This is a genomic window from Streptomyces sp. NPDC104307 (genome assembly GCF_055584045.1).
This window is the reverse complement of the sequence record NZ_JBVJMU010000010.1, coordinates 36835-55684: the sequence shown is the minus strand read 5'-3', so window position 1 is coordinate 55684 and position 18850 is coordinate 36835. Positions and strand designations below refer to the sequence as shown.

Annotated in this window: 12 protein-coding genes; 8 read left to right on the top strand and 4 right to left on the bottom strand. The window is 68.1% G+C overall.

The annotated features are described in order from the left end of the window. Window positions 1–10 precede the first annotated feature (10 nt). Genes ACZ601_RS24175 through ACZ601_RS24165 form a run of 3 tightly spaced genes read left to right on the top strand, consistent with a single transcriptional unit; the run spans window position 11 to window position 3390 of the window. Entirely contained in the window at window positions 11–1300 is a 1290-nt protein-coding gene (locus ACZ601_RS24175; RefSeq protein WP_469541330.1) for a DUF262 domain-containing protein, read from the top strand. A 2-nt stretch (window positions 1301–1302) separates the two neighbouring features. Then, a complete protein-coding gene (locus ACZ601_RS24170; protein ID WP_469541327.1) occupies window positions 1303–2427 on the top strand; it encodes an AAA family ATPase in 1125 nt (374 codons plus the stop codon). 30 nt (window positions 2428–2457) lie between these two features. After that, window positions 2458–3390: a hypothetical protein gene (locus tag ACZ601_RS24165; RefSeq protein ID WP_469541325.1), complete on the top strand. Its 933-nt coding sequence runs from the start codon at window positions 2458–2460 to the stop codon at window positions 3388–3390. A 497-nt stretch (window positions 3391–3887) separates the two neighbouring features. Here the strand turns inward: ACZ601_RS24165 and ACZ601_RS24160 are convergent, their stop codons facing one another. Beyond that, window positions 3888–4709, bottom strand: a complete 822-nt coding sequence (locus ACZ601_RS24160) for an alpha/beta fold hydrolase (protein WP_469541322.1) — start codon at window positions 4707–4709, stop codon at window positions 3888–3890. Between the two features lie 81 nt (window positions 4710–4790). Between ACZ601_RS24160 and ACZ601_RS24155 the strand changes: the two genes are divergently transcribed. Both ACZ601_RS24155 and ACZ601_RS24150 read left to right on the top strand, forming a co-directional pair. Then, window positions 4791–5195, top strand: coding sequence for a MerR family transcriptional regulator (locus tag ACZ601_RS24155; RefSeq protein ID WP_469541321.1), 405 nt, complete (start codon window positions 4791–4793; stop codon window positions 5193–5195). 80 nt (window positions 5196–5275) lie between these two features. Beyond that, window positions 5276–6106 carry a tetratricopeptide repeat protein gene (locus tag ACZ601_RS24150; RefSeq protein ID WP_469541318.1) on the top strand — a complete coding sequence of 277 codons (831 nt, stop codon included), beginning with the start codon at window positions 5276–5278 and terminating at the stop codon, window positions 6104–6106. 102 nt (window positions 6107–6208) lie between these two features. Here ACZ601_RS24150 and ACZ601_RS24145 read toward each other — a convergent pair whose 3' ends face one another. Together ACZ601_RS24145 and ACZ601_RS24140 are read right to left on the bottom strand one after the other, a co-directional pair. After that, window positions 6209–7048 carry an endonuclease/exonuclease/phosphatase family protein gene (locus ACZ601_RS24145; RefSeq protein ID WP_469541315.1) on the bottom strand — a complete coding sequence of 280 codons (840 nt, stop codon included), beginning with the start codon at window positions 7046–7048 and terminating at the stop codon, window positions 6209–6211. A 182-nt stretch (window positions 7049–7230) separates the two neighbouring features. Beyond that, window positions 7231–8034 (bottom strand): class I SAM-dependent methyltransferase, encoded by an 804-nt coding sequence (locus ACZ601_RS24140; RefSeq protein ID WP_469541312.1) that lies wholly within the window; start codon window positions 8032–8034, stop codon window positions 7231–7233. Between the two features lie 755 nt (window positions 8035–8789). On the opposite strand from ACZ601_RS24140, the gene ACZ601_RS24135 reads away from it, so the two are divergent. After that, a complete protein-coding gene (locus ACZ601_RS24135; RefSeq protein ID WP_469541645.1) occupies window positions 8790–9176 on the top strand; it encodes a RapZ C-terminal domain-containing protein in 387 nt (128 codons plus the stop codon). Window positions 9177–9184: 8 nt separating this feature from the next. Here ACZ601_RS24135 and ACZ601_RS24130 read toward each other — a convergent pair whose 3' ends face one another. After that, window positions 9185–9664, bottom strand: a complete 480-nt coding sequence (locus ACZ601_RS24130) for a diadenosine tetraphosphate hydrolase (RefSeq protein ID WP_469541310.1) — start codon at window positions 9662–9664, stop codon at window positions 9185–9187. A 646-nt stretch (window positions 9665–10310) separates the two neighbouring features. Between ACZ601_RS24130 and ACZ601_RS24125 the strand changes: the two genes are divergently transcribed. Both ACZ601_RS24125 and ACZ601_RS24120 read left to right on the top strand, forming a co-directional pair. Continuing rightward, a complete protein-coding gene (locus tag ACZ601_RS24125; protein WP_469541307.1) occupies window positions 10311–12578 on the top strand; it encodes a hypothetical protein in 2268 nt (755 codons plus the stop codon). A 114-nt stretch (window positions 12579–12692) separates the two neighbouring features. After that, window positions 12693–18740 (top strand): hypothetical protein, encoded by a 6048-nt coding sequence (locus ACZ601_RS24120; RefSeq protein WP_469541305.1) that lies wholly within the window; start codon window positions 12693–12695, stop codon window positions 18738–18740. Window positions 18741–18850 lie beyond the last annotated feature (110 nt).

Sequence of the window (18850 nt, the reverse complement as noted above, 5' to 3'; positions counted from 1 at the left end):
GACGGACAGAGTGACCCGGCACAACACGAGGGCGAGGGCGACGGACGACATGGCCGCGCTGGAGGACAGTAGCCAGAGGCGCACGCGGGACCAGCGGTCGGTCTACGAGCGTTACCAGGAGGTGCCGGGGGAGCTCCCTACCCTGGACGAGCTGTTCGGCAGGGAGACCGCCTCCGACGGGCAGCCCACAGACGTCGAGCGGGAGGCCACCGAGGGCGGTGTCGACGAGATCACTTCGCCTTTTGACCCCGAACACATCGACATCGAGACCCGCACGACCACAGTCGACCTGCTGATCTCTCGGCTCCGCAACGAGATGATCGACCTCGCTCCCGACTTCCAGCGCCGGGCCGGGATCTGGACCGATGAGAAGCAGAGCCGCTTGATCGAGTCGCTGCTTCTGCGCATTCCCATCCCGTCCTTCTACGCCGCCGAGCAGAAGGACGGCAGCTGGGCCATCGTGGACGGCATTCAACGCCTCACCTCCATCGCTCGCTTCTTCGACGCCGAGACGGTAAACGCGGCACCGTTGACGCTGAAGGGGCTGGAGTACCTGCGTAATTTTGCGGGAGCGGGCTTCCACAACCTCTCTGGCAAGCTTCAGATCCGGCTGCGCGAGACCGAGGTCGTCGTCCACGTCATCAGGCGCGGCACCCCCGAGCCGGTCATGTTCAACGTCTTCGCCCGTATCAACACCGGCGGTGAACCGCTCACCCGTCAGGAGATCCGGCACGCGCTCATCCCGGGCCGCTCCAGAACCTTCCTCGCGGAACTCGCGGCGTCCGAGGAGTTCCGCAGTGCCACCGGTTACAGCGTGGTCGGGGACCGCATGGCCGACCGCGAGATGGTCCTTCGCTTCCTTGCCTTCCGGCTCACACCTCCGGATGGATACCAGAACGGCGACTTCGACGGGTTCCTGGGCCAGGCCATGCACCGCATCAACCGCTTCGTACCCGCGGAAGAGGCGCAGCTGCGGAACGAGTTCAGCCACGCCATGGACGCAGCCCAGGCGATCTTCGGCGTTCACGCCTTCCGCAAGTACCGGGCGGGGCAGCAACGCAAGTCCCCCATCAACAAGGCCCTGTTCGAGACCATCGCGGTGAATCTGGCCGGGCTCGCCCCGCCCCAGCACGATGTGCTGAGGCGGCTGAGCGTGCTGGACGCCTTTGCGGACCTGATGGAGGACACCGAGTTCGAACGCTCGATCTCCGTGGCCACCGGAGACCCCAGGAAGGTACGAAAGCGGTTCGAAGCCGTACAGGAACTCTTCGAAGACCTCCTTGAACACGGAGATGCCTGACAGTGATCACTCGGCTCACCCTGGTCAACTTCAAGGCGTTCCGCCGCCTTGAACTCCCCATGGGTCCCTTGACCCTGCTCACCGGACTGAACTCCTCCGGCAAGAGCAGTGTCGTCCAGTCCCTCGCCCTGCTTCGCCAGTCGTTCGGGCCCGATCGGGCGACGGCCCCCCGAGGGGGGCTGCTGCTCAACGGCGAGCTGGTGGAGCTCGGAACCGCACGCGACGTCCTGCACGACGACTTCGGTCCTGCCGACGACCTGCTGGCCACCCAGGCGCCTGTGGTAGGTCTCGTTGTCGAGATGGGTGACGCGGTCCGGGTCGCCGCGTTGTACGACGCGGAGCAGCCCGACGAAGACGTGATGGAGGTGAGGGTTTCGCCGGAGCTCCCCCATTTGCTCGACACGCCGTTCCAGTACCTGCACGCCGATCGCATCACGCCGGCCGTCACCTACCCGCGATCACGTCAGGTAGCCATCGACCGCGGGTTCCTCGGTGTCCGGGGCGAACACACGGTCAACTACCTGCGCCACTTCACCGAGAGAGAGGTCCCCGAAGGGCCATTGCGCCATCCGGGTGCGGCCTCGCCTCAGCTCCTCGATCAAACGGTTGCCTGGATGCAGGAACTCTGCCCCGGTGTGAACCTCCAGGCTTCCGCGATCGAGGGCACCGACTTCGTCCGTCTCTCCTACGGCTTCGGTGGCACCGCCGGAATCAACGCCACCCGGCGCCGCCGCCCCACCAATGTCGGCTTCGGCCTCACCTACGCGCTGCCGATCGTGGTCGCCTGTCTCACAGCCACTCCGGAGAGCCTGATCCTGCTGGAAAATCCCGAGGCCCATCTCCACCCCAAAGGGCAGAGCAGGATGGCGGCACTGATTTCGGCGGCCGCTGCTACCGGGGCGCAAATGATCGTCGAGACCCACAGCGACCACGTCCTCAACGGAGTCCGCCTTGCCGTCAAACGGGGAGACCTGCGGCCGGAGGAGGCGCTCATCCACTTCTTCCAGGGCAACGGCTCGGGGGCCGAGGTCATCAGCCCCCGGGTCGACGAGGACGGCATGCTGGCCCAGTGGCCCGAAGGGTTCTTCGACGAGTGGGAGAACTCACTGGATCAGTTGCTGGACTGACGAAGAACAGCCAACGGTTGAGGGGGAAGTATGCCTTTGTTGTTCCTGAACGAGAAGTCCTGCGGCGTTGCCTGTGACCCGGACCGCGCCGGTGCGGCGATGGCCGACCTGGTCGACGCCGTGCGCGCCGTCGCCAAGGAGGACCCGGGTGAGACTTCTCTGGTCAGCGAGGTCGCGCTCAAGTCACTGGAAATCGCCGAGGGCTATCCGGTCGGCAAGTGGATCGGGGCCAGCCCGAAGAATCATGTCCGCTGGCAGCGTCTCCTCGGTCTGCGAAACAGGTCCCCGGTCCGCAGTGTCTTTCCGGAACCGGATGCGGACGGACATCTCGACTACCGCCACGAGGGAGAAGAAGCCCAGGCCCTGGGTGCCGCGCACTTCATGGATGGTGTCGCGGTCAGTCTTCCGGTCTCCCGTGAGTGGCAGACGTCGACGGTCAGTATCGAACGCAGCGAACTCGTCGAACGTGACGACGGTTCCTTGGAGTTCGAGCACGACACTGTCGGCGTACGGCATATCTCGGCCCTGCCGCACGTCGAGGAACACCTCGGCTGGATCCGGGGGTCGAGCCTGGCCCGGGCAGTGACTGGTCGTCAGATCTGGGAACGCAGGGCTGACCTCTATCCGAGCCTCCAGTTCCTGCCCCGCACCGAGGCTCAGTTCAGCAACCTCGACCCGCGCTGGGTTGTGCCCGTGCGACGTTGCCTGGAGCGGTTGGATGCCGCAGCCGCCGCATGGGACCCTGCCGCGACGCATGAGCCGGAATGGCGGAGCAAGGTGACTCCGGAGGGCGAGACGCGCAAGCGCGTATGTCGGTTCGAAGACCTGGACGGGCGATCGGAGACGTTCCACCTCCACGCCCGCTTCACTCCGGGCGCCGGCCGCATCCACTTCCGCCCCGTCGGAGAAGGCGGCAAGCTCCGAATCGCGCACGTCGGTGGCAAGATCCGTCCGGACCTCTGAAGGTTCCGTGGGCAGTGCCGGCTCCCGGCAGCCCGCCGGGCGGACTGATCCCGTTCCTGTGCAACCCGTTCGTCCAGGGTTTGCTTCGTACGCCTCCGCGAGATGAGGTAGCCGGTCCGACCGGTCCGGGAATGGCGTCCCGAGAGCGCCTTCCGTTGGGGGCGGCGGGCAGGGTTCACATCGGCTTAGGTGGTCTCTTCCCAACAGCATCCGACCCTGTTTTCCCAGCGGTCACGGAACGCGCTGTCCGTGCCCCGCGCGCGCCCCCTGTGCACACTGAGCCGGTCCATTCGCCTCCAACAAGCTGTCTTTGCGGGTGATCCGTCGTCCGCGTCCGCAGCATGGAGGGGGGGGACTGCTTGCTCACCGGCGCAGATCTCGAAGACCTCGTCCAGGACCCGGCGCGTTGACAGCCAGGTTGGGAGTACACCGTCCTTTCAACCGGCCCGCCACCGGCGCAATCCGGCAATGTCCCCGGTCACAGCAGTAGGGGGCGCTCACGCTGACGCGGCGGTGTGGGTAGCGGGGAGGGTGGCGAGGAAATCGCGGACGTGGTGGAGCCAGGTCGCCCGGTCTGCCGGGTTGAGGAGGTGCGCTGCGCCGGGCAGTTCGATCAGCCGGGCGCCCGGGATCCCGCCCGCCAGGCGGTACGAGCTCTCCGGCAGCACCAGCCGGTCGCCGGTCGGCGCCACCACCAGGGTGGGGGCGGACACCTTCGCCAGGTCGGCCCGGACGTCCACGCGGGACACCAGGTCGAAGTGGTCCAGCATGCCCGGCGGCATCGCGGTCAGGGTCTGGGCGACCGGTTCGTCCAGGTCGGCCGGTTCGAGGTCCGCCAGGTCCGACGGTGACATGCAGGATATGAGGGCGAGCCGTGCCACGTCCTCCCACTGGCCGTTGGCTGACAGGGACTTGATCAGCCGGGCGGCGAGCGCCAGGACGGGGTCGGCGACGGCGAAGCCGGCTGTGAGGACGAGGGCCCGGACGCGGCCGGGGTGCCGGGTGGCGATCCGGACGGCCACCGCGCTGCCGAGGGACTCCCCGAGGACGGCGAACGATTCTTGGCCGGCCGCGACGGCGGCTGCGACCAGGCGGTCGGCGAGGTCGTCCAGGTCCAAGGGTTCGACGGCGGCGGGGGAGCCGCCCGCTCCCGGGTAGTGCGGGCCGACGAGGGTGTGGTCCCGGGCCAGGTCGTCGAGGACGAGGCCGAAGTTTCCCTCGACGCCGCCTCCCGCGCCGTGCGCCAGCAGGAGCGCGGGACCGCGCCCCCGCACGAGGACATCGAGGTGAGGGAAGGGAAACGCGTGATCAGTGGTCATGCAGCCGACGCTAAACTCCGACATCGGTGTCAGAGTCAAGTCGTGCCGTGTGCAGGGGGAGTGGGAAATGGGGCCGGCGGTATGCGCATGAACGCGATGGTGCGGCGCACCGGGGTCCATGAGCGGCTGCTGCGCTACTACGAGCAGCAAGGGCTGCTGACCCCCGAGCGGTTGCCGAGCGGATACCGCGTCTACAGCGAGTCGGACGTCGAGACGGTGCGCCGCATTCGCTGTCTGCTGGCGGCAGGCCTTTCGACCGCGCTGATCGCTCAGGTTCTGCCGTGCATCCGGGCGGACGACGAGCGCCTCGTGCCCACCTGCCCGGACCTGCTCGCCCAACTGCGCCGGGAGGGCGAGCGAATCACCCGCGCCATCGAGGATCTACAGGCGTCCCACGCGCTCCTCGACACCATCATCACCGCCGTGCCCCACGGGGGCGCCGGGACGCCGAGGTCGCCTCAGCCGGGCGTTGCCGAGGCAAGCTGACAGGGGAGGCTCCGGATCGGGTGGCCCGGAGATCTCCGACACAGACACTGTTCGCTCATGCGTTCTCCTATGCTCCGGGCATGCAATTCTTCCGATCGCGCGGCAGACGTACGCATACGCCCTCCGTGTCCCGGGCCGTGGCTCTGCACCAGGCCGGGCGTTTCGCCGAGGCGGAGGCCGAGGCGAGGGCCGTGGTCCGGTCGCGGCCGGGCGACGATACGGAGCTGCCGTTGGCGCTGACCGTGACGGCGATCGCGATCGGTGCCCAGGGCCGCCATGCCGCGGCTCTCGCCGCACACGAAGAGGCCCTGCCGGTCTTCGGAAGGATCTTCGGGGACGGCCACTGGCAGACCCTGAAGGTGCGTTCCGACCGCGCCCAGCAGCTGGCCTCACTCGGTCGGTACGCGGAGTGCGAGGCGGAGTGCGCGGCCGTTGTCCGGGCCGCGATGCGCGGCACGGACCCGGAGCTGCGGACCGTGGCGGCGGCAGCCAGTAACGGTGAGGTCTTCGCGCTCAATGGGCAAGGGCGCCACGTGGAGGCCGAGGCGCGGGTCCGCACCGCCCTGGCCGCGCATCGTGAACCGGACCGGATGTCCCTGGTCCTGCAACTCGGCCTGGTCCGCAGCCTCAACGGGCAGGCCCGCTACGAGGAGGCTCTCGCCGAGGCCGCGGGTGCCGAGGCTCTGGAACGCGGTCTGCCGCCGGAGGGGCGGGGTCAGGACGCCGGCTCCGTGGAGCTTGTCGCGGCTACCGCCCTCCTGGGACTGGGCCGCGATGCTGAGGCCCGCGTGCGGGCCGTATCCGCTCACGACGCCTGCCTGGCCGCCTTGGGCCCGGATCATCGCCGCACCACAGAGGCTCGGGCTCTGCTCGACCGTTTCGGCGGTGTCTCAGCCGGTCCTGTGCCGTAGACGCGCGTGCCGCGCGAGAGGACGCACGGAGTCGCACCGGGCTCGTCACCGTCACCCTTTCGTCGAGTTCCTGCCCGCTGTCGGTGGCAGTGGCGCGGCTCGCTACGACCGTCTCAGATCGGCCTGCACCAGATCGTGGTCCGAGTACGGGGTGAGGTGCACATCCTGTTTGAGCGGGGCGAAACCGCGCAGGAAGATGTAGTCGAACTTGCTGCGCCAGTCGGTGGTCGGCTCGCACGTGCCGACCGCAGAGGGGCCGCACGCGCGGTCCGCGTCCGTGGCCAGGCCCCACATCCCGGTGAGTTCGGCGGTGTCCGGGACCGCGTTGAAGTCGCCGAGAACGATCGTGCGGTCGTGCCGGGCGACAGCCTTCGCCAGTACGGCGGTCTGCTTCGCGCGGAACGACTCCTGACGCCGCTCCGCCAGGTGCGTGTTGAAGACCCGGACGGGCCGGCCGTCCACGAGGGTGGTGACGGCCATGTACCCGCGGTCCTCCGAACCGCCCTCCGGATATTCCACGGTCACCCGGTCGGTCATCGGGGCGGCCGAGAGGATCGCCTGCCCGAAGCCTCCCGGACTCCATGGGACTCCGCCGCAGCGGCTCCAGCTCTTCAGCACCGACCCGTACTCGACGTGATAGACCAGCCCGTACAGATACCGCAGGTGATCCCGGATCCTCTCGACATCCCCCACACACGCCTCTTGCAGGCCGATCACCTGGGGCGCGTAGGTCGCTATCTCTGCCGCCCGTCCGGCGTTCTGGCCGCTCCCGCAGGGATTGCAGATGTTCCACGTCATGACACGGTTCGGCACGACCTCCTCCGGGGCGTCGGCCGGCAGTGGCTTGGCGATGGAGAAACTGTTCGGTGCGCTGGGGCCGATGAGCAGCACGCAGACCGCGATCAGCCCGCCCGCGAGCCACCGCGCGCCGTTTTTGGTCACCTTTGTCTCCTCCAAGCAGAGACCCGCGCCCTCACGTGAGGTCTCCTCGCACGAGGTTATGTGACAGGTCGTATGCGGCACATGAGGTGGCTGGATCTCAAGGCGGCATCACATCGGACGACGCGTTTACCTTCGGAGACGGCGTTTGCCGATCTGCTTGAGCGCCGTGACGTATCGCTGTGTCAACAGGTCGCGACAGCCAGGCTGACCACGTAGTGCTCCTCGACCATCCCATTCGGGAAGACCTTGGCCAGGAAGTCACGCTCTTTGGCCATGAAGGTGGTCGTTGCTTCTTTGCCGAGAACGAGAAAGTCGGAGTAGCTGGCGAGGTTGGCGAGATGCATGTCGAGAGGGACGGTCCGTGTCCATGGCACGTGCCGGTGGACGAAGCCGAGCTCGGTCGGTAGTCCGCAGAACCGGGCCATGGGGTCATGAGGGCTGTCGTCGGCACCGAAGAGTCGGCGCAAGCGCGCGTCCTGGTCGGCGATCCACGGAACGGTGCTGTCCGAGTCGTTCCACCAGAGGGCGAGTGCACCACCGGTGCGCAGGACCCGGAGCGCTTCCGGGACAGATTCGCGCTGGTCGGTCCAGTGCCAGGCCTGGGCATATGTGAGGACGTCGATGGAGGCGGAGGCCAGCGGCAGGTTGTTGCCGTCCCCGATCACGAGGGGGACTTCGGGGAGGATGAGACGGAACTGCGAGGCCATCTGCGGGCCGGGCTCGACAGCGATGACGTTCGCACCGCGGTACTGGAGAAGCATCGTTGCCAGTCCGGTGCCGGCCCCGACGTCGGCGACTCGGGCGCCCTCCAAGGGGAAGCCGGTGAGTTCCTCGACCGCGTCGAGCAATTCGGACGGGTATGAAGGACGGTTCGCAGCGTAGCTGGCGGCAGCCGTGTCGAAGGAGCGGGCCTGCGAATCGGCAGCAGCGCGCCGGATCAACCAGAGTCTCGTGGAGGACGACGCCTTCTGGGCCTGGGCGATCATCGAGACCCTGCGGCATACTGGCGTCCGGGCCGAGGAACTGACCGAGCTCACCCACCTCGCCCTGGTCTCCTACAAACTCCTGGACACCGGCGAAGTCGTCCCGCTCCTTCAGGTCGTTCCCTCCGAGAGCAATGAAGAACGGTTGCTGCTGGTCAGCCCCGAACTCGCCAGCTTCCTCGCCACGATCATCAAGCGCCTGCGCGACTCCAACGGCGGCGCGGTCCCACTGATCTCCCGCTACGACTGGCACGAGCGCGTCACAGGCCCTCAACTGCCGCACCTGTTCCAGCGGCGGCCCTACTGGCAGCCGCAGGTCATGAGCGAGGCCGGCATCAAGCGTGCGCCGGACCGGACCCTGGAGGCCACCGGGCTGCGCGACCAGGCTGGGGAGCCACTGCGCTACACCCCCCCACGACTTCCGGAGGATGTTCGCGACCGAGGCCGTCACCGGCGGCCTGCCCGTCCATATCGCCGCCCGAATCCTTGGTCACAAGACACTGACCACCACTCAGGCATACCTCGCAGTCTTCCAGGACGATCTGGTGCGGACCTACCGCAGCTTCCTCGACCGACGCCGAGCTGAGCGCCCGCAAGAGGAATACCGCGAACCGACGCGGCAGAGTGGCGCGGCTTCCAGCAGCACTTCGAACTCCGCAAGGTCTCTCTCGGCACCTGCGGCCGCCCCCAACTGGTCGACCTCGGCATGCCCCTCATCGCAGACTCAGCACCGCCGCCAGGAACAGGAGACTCCGACCTTGCACCCGATACGCCTGTTTTCGTTCGGCTACCTTCACCGCCCCGCCAGCCCGGACGGCACCCCGATCCCGCGGACCGCTGACCGCGTCGAGGACGTCCACCCGGCCGCCGCTCGGGACATCCTCGACCTCGACGGCTTCCACCCCCGTGTTCAGGACGTCGTCCTGAACACTCTCGGGGCCCGCGAACTGATCGACAACATCGTGTCCTACGCGATGTTCCCCGCAGGGGTCCGCACTATCGCCATCGGATGCGCCGGCGGCCGCCACAGGGCCTGCGGTCTGGTTCAAATTATCGGTCAGCGCATCCGCGACTTTGGCCGGGACACCGAGGTCGAGCACATGCCCGCCCACCTCCCCCGCGTGCTGGTGATGACCGCCTCATGACCTCGCCGTCAGCTTGCCGAGCGCAGACGGTCCAGCTCATCACCGATCGCCTTGCGCAGCGGGTCGTGCTGCGCACCGAGTGCGAACTCCTTGTCGGACCAGTTGTCGCGGGGATAGAGCCACACCGGCATACTCACCAGCTGGGCTGGCTCCCAATCGAAGCGCGGCCATACGTGCACATGCAAGAACCCGTCCGTGTTGCCCAGGATCTCCAGGTTCACCCGCCGGAAAGCCGGATCCGTACGACTGCACGCTCGCTCGACTGCTTCTCCGAGCTGGTCCATGTCAGACAGGAAGGCCAGCCGCTTGGCCTTAGGCAAGTCCGACAGTCTCTCCACCATGGGATCGTCCGCCAAGAGGACCGAGTAGCCCGGTAGGAACTGCACATCGCCGATCACCGCGAATCCCGCGTCCAAGCGCCTAAGCACCACAGGGTTTTCGCCCCGAAGAGCACTTCCGATCCGGTCCACCCGCCAGTCACCAACCATGCCCAGAACCTACCCTTCCGTGTTCACCTGCCCGCGAGAGGGCACTGGGGGGAGCATCACAGTCGACCTGCAATTCCTTAGTCCGGAAAAGGGCCGCAGGGCGTCGGCCGCTTCCAGGGCCGCGACACCTTCCGCCGCCTCACCCACCACCTCCAGGTCCGCTGGTGCTCCAGGATGCGCCGCATGCCGCGGCGCACCATGTCCTGATCGTCGGCGAGAAGTACGCGAATCATCACGACCGGCCACTCTTCCAGCCGGAGCGGCGCTGTTGAGCGGTTGCGTGTGCGCTCCTCCCGGATCCACTCGGCGGACTGCGGACGAGACCCCTGGCGCAGACAGGGCGCTGCACACAGGCCGTGGACAGTCCCACGGTTTGCCTCGCTGGTCGAGGGTGGGGGTGGGCCACCACCTGGGGCCGCCTGCCCACTGGCACTCAAACACGGGTACCGGGCACAGCCACGGTGCGCGACGCCGGCTACCACGTACCGAATGCTTCTGCCTGCCCTGCGTCGGCCGCTGTCGGCAATCGCAATGTGATGAAAAGGGCCACGGCATCCCCAAGCACAGGCATAATTTGCGGGAATTACCGCAGGCGGGCGGGGGTGACCTGTAATGCGGCGGAGGTGTCATGGGTGGGGACCCGTATGTGTCAGCAGCGGTCGGTGAATACGAGAGGGTGGGGGTACCTGATCCGTACGGTGACAGGGCCCTCCTGACGTCGGACATGACGAGGGGATACGAAGCCGTACCCGTCCAGGAGCGGGATCGGCTGCGGTGCTATCTCGAAGCCGTTGTGGCGGCCCGTCCGGCGCCGGTGCACACCACCGTCGCCTTCAACGCCGTGTACTTCGGGTACGACCTCGGCGGTGACGGCTACGGCGGCAGTCCGCTGTGTCTGGACGACTTCCCCGTGATCTCGTTCGGGGAACGCGCTCCTGTGCTCCCGGTCGGTGCGATGGTGTGTGTTGCCACCGGATCGGACCCGCTGTACGCCGAGATCGTTCATCGAGAGGGTGCCCACCCGGACGTCGGCGCGCTAGGTGACGTGCCGGCCTGGGTGTCGGGAGCGCCAGCTGGCGCGGAGGGGCCGGGTAAGGCAGGGGAGGGCGCCGGGCCGCGACGGCGGGAGCTCTTGGTCCCGGATCTCAACGCCTTCGGGTCGGCCTTGAGCCTGTCACCGTCCCAGCTCCACCGCTTACGCACGCGCGGGCGCTGGATCAACGAGGACGGGCATGTGGTTGTCGACGTCTGCTATCCGTCCCCGGAAGCAGCCCGGCGCGATGACCTACCGGCCTATGCGGACTACCTCCTGACGACCGCACGGAAGCAGCTGCTCAGCCCATTCGTTCCCGTGTCCCTTGCCACGCTGGTGGGAGGCACGCACTACGACGATCTGCGGGCAGGACTGCTCGGCCTGCTCGATACAGTGCGGGGCATCCTCAACTCTGCTTCTGCGATGCGGACATGGGGCAACTACGCCATGACACGGGCATCGCTGGCCGCATGCTGGCGAGATACCGGTCCGCTGGGCGGCGATGATCTCAGGTCACTCGCTGCAGCGGTGGAGCATGCGGCTCCTTCAGGAAAGCGGCGCTACGGCCTCACCTCACCGGTCACCGTGTACACGGCGGTGGGTCCGCGGCTTCGCGAGTTTCCAGGTGCGACGGAACTGCTCAGGGGAGTGGGCTACGCCGCTGCGGTGTGCCGGGCGAACGTGGCTCTCGCCGATGTCGTCCAGGGAGACAGCGACCGAGGCCTGTTCGAGAGCGGCTGCCGGATCACCCTCGACGATGCCTTCGAAGGCGGAGGCGTGTGGCGATCCCATCATCCCGGTCATGCGGAGGAACCCGGAGATCCCCTGACCCCGGCAGGACGAGGCTGGACGTCCACATTGCCCGCGCAGACGGAGGTGGAGGCTGCGCTGGACCCGGTCGAGCTACCTCTCTCCGACGACGTCTTCCTGGGCACGGGCGAACTCCTGCGCAACGACGCACGGGAAACCGTCTGGCGGACACCCCTGCGGCTGGCCCATCTCATCGGCGGCTGGTTCCCCCTGCATCCGTACGTCGTCGAAGAGCTTCGTCTGTCTCACAGCACGCGCCCAGGACTCCGCCTCGAAATCGACCATGTCGGTGTGGCACTTGACGAAAAGGAAGCGGTGCAGCAAGTCACCGCCGAAGTCGGCGACGAACATGGCCGTTTGACCGGGATTACCTGGCCCAACACCTTCTTCCCCGGTCTGATGTTCGAGCTGCGCAGGTGCCACGGCACCACCGTGATCCGTCTCACCACGATGCGGCTGAAAGAACAGATACGGGTCGGTGACCGGGAGACCGGGCACTGCTACGACCCCCGCGTGCTGACCCGGGAGGACGCCCCGGGCAGCGACCACCGTGGAGACAGCGCTGCCGGGCTCGGGCCCCGGCAGCTGGTCATGCGCACAGTGCGCCGTTGCGGGCTGCTTACCGTGGACGGCCATGCCCTGATGGACCGATCGATTCTGCCGAGCGCGGTATACGGGCGCCGGCCGGCCCGGTCACAGTCCGCAGCACTGGAAGCGGCGGTCACCGATCTGCTCGCCGAACATATCCTGGAGCCGGACCGAGGCAGTCGGGACACGTGGGGCCAGCCGCACTTCCCGGCGCGTGACAGGGAGCCGGCCATTCCTCTCATCGGCTACCACCCGGTCACGCACCGGGTAATACATCCGTGGGGCGGCACGGATGTCAGCGGTGAGGGTTTGCCGGCGGCCCAGCTTGTCTCCGGCCACCTCCGGCGCCTGCGGCCGGGTTGCTCGCCCAGCGAAGGCCAGCGAGAGGCCTTCCGGGAGCACTGCCGCGGGCTCGGCAAGGCGGATGGCTGGGAACTGCCCGACGGCTACACCTTCGTTACCGAGCACATTCGCGGCGGCTGATCCGCGCCTCAAGCCCCCACCGCTTCCTTACAGCCCGTTCCCTCCTTCCAGGCTCTCCTCACACAGCGGGAGCCGATCCCGCAGAACCCGGCAAATGAATCGGAGTACGCGTAGATGCATGACCGCTACCACGTCGTGACGGGGCCGCCGCTGTCCCCGCCAAGTGCCTCGGGCGAGGCACTGACAGGCTTGGCTGAAGCTCTCAACGCCTTGGAGCTTCCGGCCGCCGCCGCTCTGAACGACCTCACGGTGGACATGGTGGAGCTCGCCTTCAACTCTCTGCCGCCCAAGAACCGGCAGAGGCTGCTCGGTAGCCTCGGAATCCGCATGGCGGCTCCCAGGCGGGCGGGCCCTGCGTTGTGCCAGGACGTTCTCGCCCGGCTGCGCCGTGACGCCCGTCAGCGCGCCTGCAGGTGTGGGATCAGGGAGCTCACGCGGACCGTGTTCGACCAAGTGGACTCGTACGTAACGGCACCCGACGACGAGTCCGCCGCCGACCCCGATTCCCGGTGGGGCGCGACGCTCGTACGTGCCGCGGTGTTCGCGTGGTGCAATGCCTCCGTCGCGGATGCCTGCATCCTTTCCTGGGCCGCGGACCAGAACTGGTTCGCGGTGACGGCCGATGAGACCGAGAAGGCGCGGCTCGCCGCTGTCGGTGATACGGCACGGTCGATCGCGGTGACGTACTCGGGCTTCTTGTCCGGCATGGAGCAGGAGCGGGGAGAAGAGCCGCTCGTGGCCGTGTCGAACGACGCGTCCGAAGCGGCCGACGACGCTGACCGGACCGACCCCGAGCGGCCCGACGAAGCGACGGAGCCGGTCGCGGTGTGCAGGGAGTTGGAGTCGGCCCTCGCTCGGGCCAGGCACGCCGTGGACAAGGTGATGGGCTCGGTCGCGGACGGCCGCCCTCCGCAGAACGAGGACCTGGCACCGCTGGCTGTGCTGGGCGCCTTGTTCGACGGGGCCGAGGCGGCGTTCCGTGCGGCCGGGATCGACGGCGTGGCGCGGCGGTTCCAGGACATGACAGAGGCCGCGGACGCACACCGGGAGGCACACGAACGGGACCTGCGGACAAGGGAGTCGCTTCGCGGGCTGCTCGACGTCGTCGGCCGTCCGGGCAGCTCCGCTGCCTCTGCCGCTGAGGCTGTGCGAGGTGCGGCCCGCCGCCTGCTGGACACACCGGTATGGGAGCGGACGCAACGCGAGGAGTCCGCGGCACTCACTGCCCTGTCCAAGCTCATTCGGCTGGGGCGGCAGGAGGACGCCGCAGCGGAGCGGCTGACTTTGCAGGAGCAGGTCGTGCGGTGGCTGCCCGCCTGCGCCACGGCGGCGGTCATGGCGCCTGAACTGACCCTGGACCAGGCGGAGGATGCCGAGCAGGAACCGGTCGGAGCGCAGATGCCCGATGGCCGGCCCGTCAGTGCGGAAGCGGAGGCATCCGGAGCTGTCCAGGCGAGCGAGCTGGAGGACGCGAAGTCGGCGGGCGGGATCGCTGAGGACTTCATGCGGGAGCCCGCCCATGCGTCGTGGGCCTCTGTTGCTGCCGCTCCGCCCCCGGGCGCGGCCGGTGCCGGCGACGCACGGAGTGAGAAGCGCACCGACAGAGACCTGGCCCCGCCTACCGCTCCGCGTCTCGAAACCGTGCCCCCGCCCACCGGAGCGCGCGACCAGCAAACGCCCGTGCGCACAGTGGCCCCCGTCAGGTCGATGACCGAGGACAGCGGAGCCCGGGATGAGACGGACGCGGAGCAGGCTCTGGCGCGACTCGTGGTCGAGCGCCGCTTCGGGCTCGCCCACCACGTGGCACGCGCCGCCTGCCACCCCGAGCCGCAGGTAGCGGCTCTCCGCCTGGCCGGTGCCGCCGAGCTTCTCACTTCCGGCGACAGCCAGGCCGCCCGGCTCACCACAGGCGCGCTCCAGCAGTACGGCGTACACGAGGGCCGTGATGGGGAGGGCAGCGAACTCTTACTGCTCCCCGCCCTGCTGCGGACGGCGCTGATCACTGGCGACCACCTGGCGGGTGCCCAGCTCAAGGTGCTGGTGCCTCGCCTGCCGGACCGGCTCGCGGAGGCTGCGGCCGCCGTCGCCGACCGAGCCCTCAGCGGGGTGTTGATGATCGCCTCCCCGCTGGTTGTCATCGCCGACGTATCGGAGACGGAGGCGCGGCTGCGGGAGTTGGATGAGCAGTGCCGTGCGTTGCTTGTGCCGCCGAGGTTGCGGTTCGCGCGGGCGACGGAGGTTGCCAAGCGCTGGCTGGCCGCTGACCGAGGAATGCTGGGAGTGCTGCTGACGACCGTGGTCCGTGACCGGCGTGACGCGGTGCCGCAGGTTCGGGAAGAGGTCGAACGCCTGTCGAAGCTGACCGAGATCAACAACGAGATCGATCGGATGGACGGCAGGCACCGTTCCAGCGGCAAACAGCTCCAGGGCGCCGGACGGCACGATCTCGTGCATCTCGTGGAACGTGCTGTCGGCCTGGCCAAGGAGTGGTGTCTGGCGGTCGAGGGCATCCGCCGTGGCGACCGCTCCGACGGCAACCGGGCGATCAAGGAGATCTCGTCTCTGCGCCGGTCACTCCTGGACGGTGAGGAGGCGCTGCTTGCCGAGCTGGAACAGCTGGCTCAGCGATCTGGTGCGGTCGCTGCTGCGACCGCGTGGGCGGCACACGCCTCGATGCAGGAGTTGTTCGCCCTGCTGGCCGGTGAATCCAGGAACACTCGTCCTGGTGGTTCGATCAGCCCCGAGAAGGTGCTGGACGCGGAGCTGCTGAAGGTCTGCGACGCGCCTGACGAACGGCCGTCCCTGGATCGTCTCCTCCTCGCAATCGACCGGACCTGGCAGGAGGCCCTGGACGAGAGGCTCTCCCACGATGCCTTCGGCGCGACCCGCACCATCGCCGAGCTGGCGGGCCTCGGGCTGTTGCCCGCCGCGCCCGCGGGCGACTTCACTCCGCCCGGGCTGGCCGCGATCGACGAGCGGGAGGCCGTCCGGCGCACGGAACTGCGTAAGGAACACGACGAACTGGTCGCCGAGTTGCACCGAGCGCAGGCGGACGGCGCCGTGACCGACGATCAGGACCTGCGCCTGCAGGAGTTGCTGGCCGACGCCCGTGACCGACTCGACGGGATTGGCACGCCCGATCTGAGGGACGTACGCCGTGCCCTGGGCACCGTGCGGAGTGACCTGCCCGAATTTCGGCAGCAGGCGGCCAATCGGATCCGGGCCCGGCTCGACGCCCTGGACCTCACCGCGGACGGGCGTGCTCAGGTACTGCGCCATCTGGACACCGGCGGCCTGGCCACCGCAGCCGATCTCGTCTACTTCCTGGAGATCGGTGAGCCCGTCCCCGAGCTCGCGGGCAGCGAACCCCACTTGACCGACTTCTTTCCCGCAGTACCTGACGGGCTGCCCCGCGGCATCGACCGTGAGCTGGTGGATGTGGTCCGGGCCGGCGCCAAACATCCGACGCTTCCCGTCCTTGACTACGGAGCCCTGTCCACAGAAGAGGCCGCTCTGGCGGCCGACGCCCTCGACGGGTGGCGGGAACTCGGTACGACCGAGCCGAAGGACCGACTTGAGGTATCGGGACGGCGGCAACTGCCCCCGCTCCTGAAACTCCTCGGCTACGACGCCAAGAGCGCCAGGCCGCTTGACGAGCGGGCGCCGAACCTGCGTCGACGCGAGTACCGCTTCTTCGAGGCGACCGAGGTGGAGATCAACGGCAGGGCGAAGGCACCGGCTTTCGGCTCTCAGATCTGGGAGCAGGGCGGCACGCTACGGGTGCTGATGGTCTGGGGACGCCCGCCCGCCAAGGTGGTCATGAGCCTGGCAGAACGCGACACCAGCGGTGCGGGCCTCCTTGTCGCCTACTTCGGCACGCTCAGTCCCGAGGCTCGTGCGGAACTGACCGTCGGCTCGGACCGGTTGCAGCCTCTCCTGGTCGTGGATGACGCGGCCCTCGCCTATCTCGCGGCACAGGGCGACCGGCAGGTGAGCACTGCCACACAGACGCTGCTGCCGTTCTCTGGCGTCAATCCGTATATTAGGGAAAAGCGCGGTCGGATCGGCGGCGAGATGTTTTACGGGCGTGACGCCGAACGCAAGAGCATCATCGACCCGCGCGGCACCCAGGTCATCTACGGTGGCCGGGGGCTCGGCAAGTCGGCACTGCTGGCCGATGCCGGGGACAGATTCGTCGAGCAGCGCCCTGGCTACCACCAGGCTGTGTACGTGAACCTCGACCAAGAGAACATCGGCAAGGGCAGTTCGCTCGGCCCGGAGGCGCTGTGGAGTGTCCTGGACCGGAAGCTGACCGAGGCACGGGTGCTGGACCCGCCGCAGGGTCGCAGGTCCGCCAAGGGCGTCGGCGACATTTCCGAACGTGTGCGCGCGGGCATTCGTGCTTGGACGGATGCGGATTCGCGTCGTCGGCTCCTGATCCTGCTTGACGAGTGCGACCAGTTCTTCGAAGCGGACGCGCCGCGTTTCAATCAGACCAAGAAGCTCAAGGGGCTCGGGGACGACACCAAGGACCGGGCGAAGGTCGTATTCGCCGGGCTGCACTCGGTACAGCGGTTCGCCAAGCTCGCGAGCAACGGGCCGTTCGGTCACCTCGCCCAGACCCCGAAGGTGATCGGCCCGCTCGCCCCCCAGTTCGCGGCCGAACTGCTGGTCGAGCCCATGCGGGCCCTCGGATTCGAGTTCCAGGACATGGACCTGGTCAACCGGGTGCTCGGCTACTGCTCCTACCAGCCGTTCCTTCTCCAGATGTTCGGTCACCGGCTGGTGGAGCTGATGCACCGCAAGCGGGCTCGGCGTGGCGCCGAGGGTCCTCCGTACCCGGTGGAACTCGCCGACATCGAGGTCGTGGAGTCGGACGCCGGACTCAGAGACAGCATCTCGGCGGCGTTCAAGGACACCCTCAGCCTCGATCACCGGTACGACGTGATCGCCAACGTGCTGGCGTACCACGCCCGCCGTCGCGGCCTGGAAGTGAGGCTGAGTGACACCGAACTGCGCGAGGAGTGCGAGACGTACTGGCGCAAGGGGTTCGAACAGCTCGACACCGAGGGTTTCCGTGCCTACCTCTCCGAAATGGTCGGGCTCGGCGTTCTCGCGCCCAACCACGACGGTCTGGGATGGCATCTGCGCGGTCCCAACGCACTTCGCATGATCGGCACTTCCCACGAGGTGGAAGCTCGTCTGCTCAGGGCCGAGGAGGACTGCAAGCTCCAGGAGAGCATCGTGCAGGAAGGCCGTCCCGAACTGTCCGACGGCCGCCCCGCCCCGCTCACCAACACCCAGCTGGACGACCTCCTGGGCAGGCGGTCCAACCAGACGAGGATCGTCCTCGGTAGCCCCGCGACCGGTGTCGGCGACGTCGCCCACACCCTGCGGACTCTCACTGCGGGCATCGCCGGCTGGTCGTTGCCTCCCATCGGCAAGCCGAGCGCTTACAAGCAGGAGCTCATCGGTGGACGCCCCCGCGAACGGCGCGTCATCATCAGCGACTTTGTGAACTACCGGGACCCTGTGCGCCCCGACACCTGCCGGGAAGCCGTCAGCCTCGGCGAGACGCTGCTGCCACTCACCCCGGGGGTCACACGCGCAGTAGTCCTCGTCACCGATACCACACAACTGGCCCTTTGGCGCTCCCTGCTGACCGGCACGGAACCCACGTCGGCCGCACCGGTGGTGCTGCGTCGCCATGACCGTCGAAGTCTGCGCGGCTGGGCGCAGCACGTCGAGGTTTTCCAGCGCGAGGACCAGCTGGACCGACTCCACGAGCTGACTGGCGGCTGGCCGAGCCTGGTCGGCGATGCCCACCGGCTGTACCGCGAGCTGGACGACCCCGACGAGGCACTGCGCCGCCTGGCCGGCCTGCGTACCGACCGGGCCCGCGCCCACGCCTTTGCCACGGACACGGGGGTGTACGCGGACCCGTTGCTCGCCACCGGATACCGAGTCCTGGCAAAGGAGTACCAGGGCGGATCGTTCGACTGGGAGAGCGCTCTGACCGCCGTGGCGGTCAACGGTGAGGTTGCCGAGGACGAGGCGCGTTGGATTGTGACCTGTCTCGAAGCCCTCCAGGCTTTCGACCGCGCGGGCGACCAGCTGCGTCTGGAATCGCTGCTGCGTGCGTGCGTGGCGCTCCACGGGTGATCTTTGCGGGTCACGATCCCGTCGAGCAGGAGGAGACCGTGCCCCGCCCGGTCCGGTCTCCTCCCTTACCTGGCCGGTGTCCTGACAAGGCCGGACAGTAGAGTTCGGGT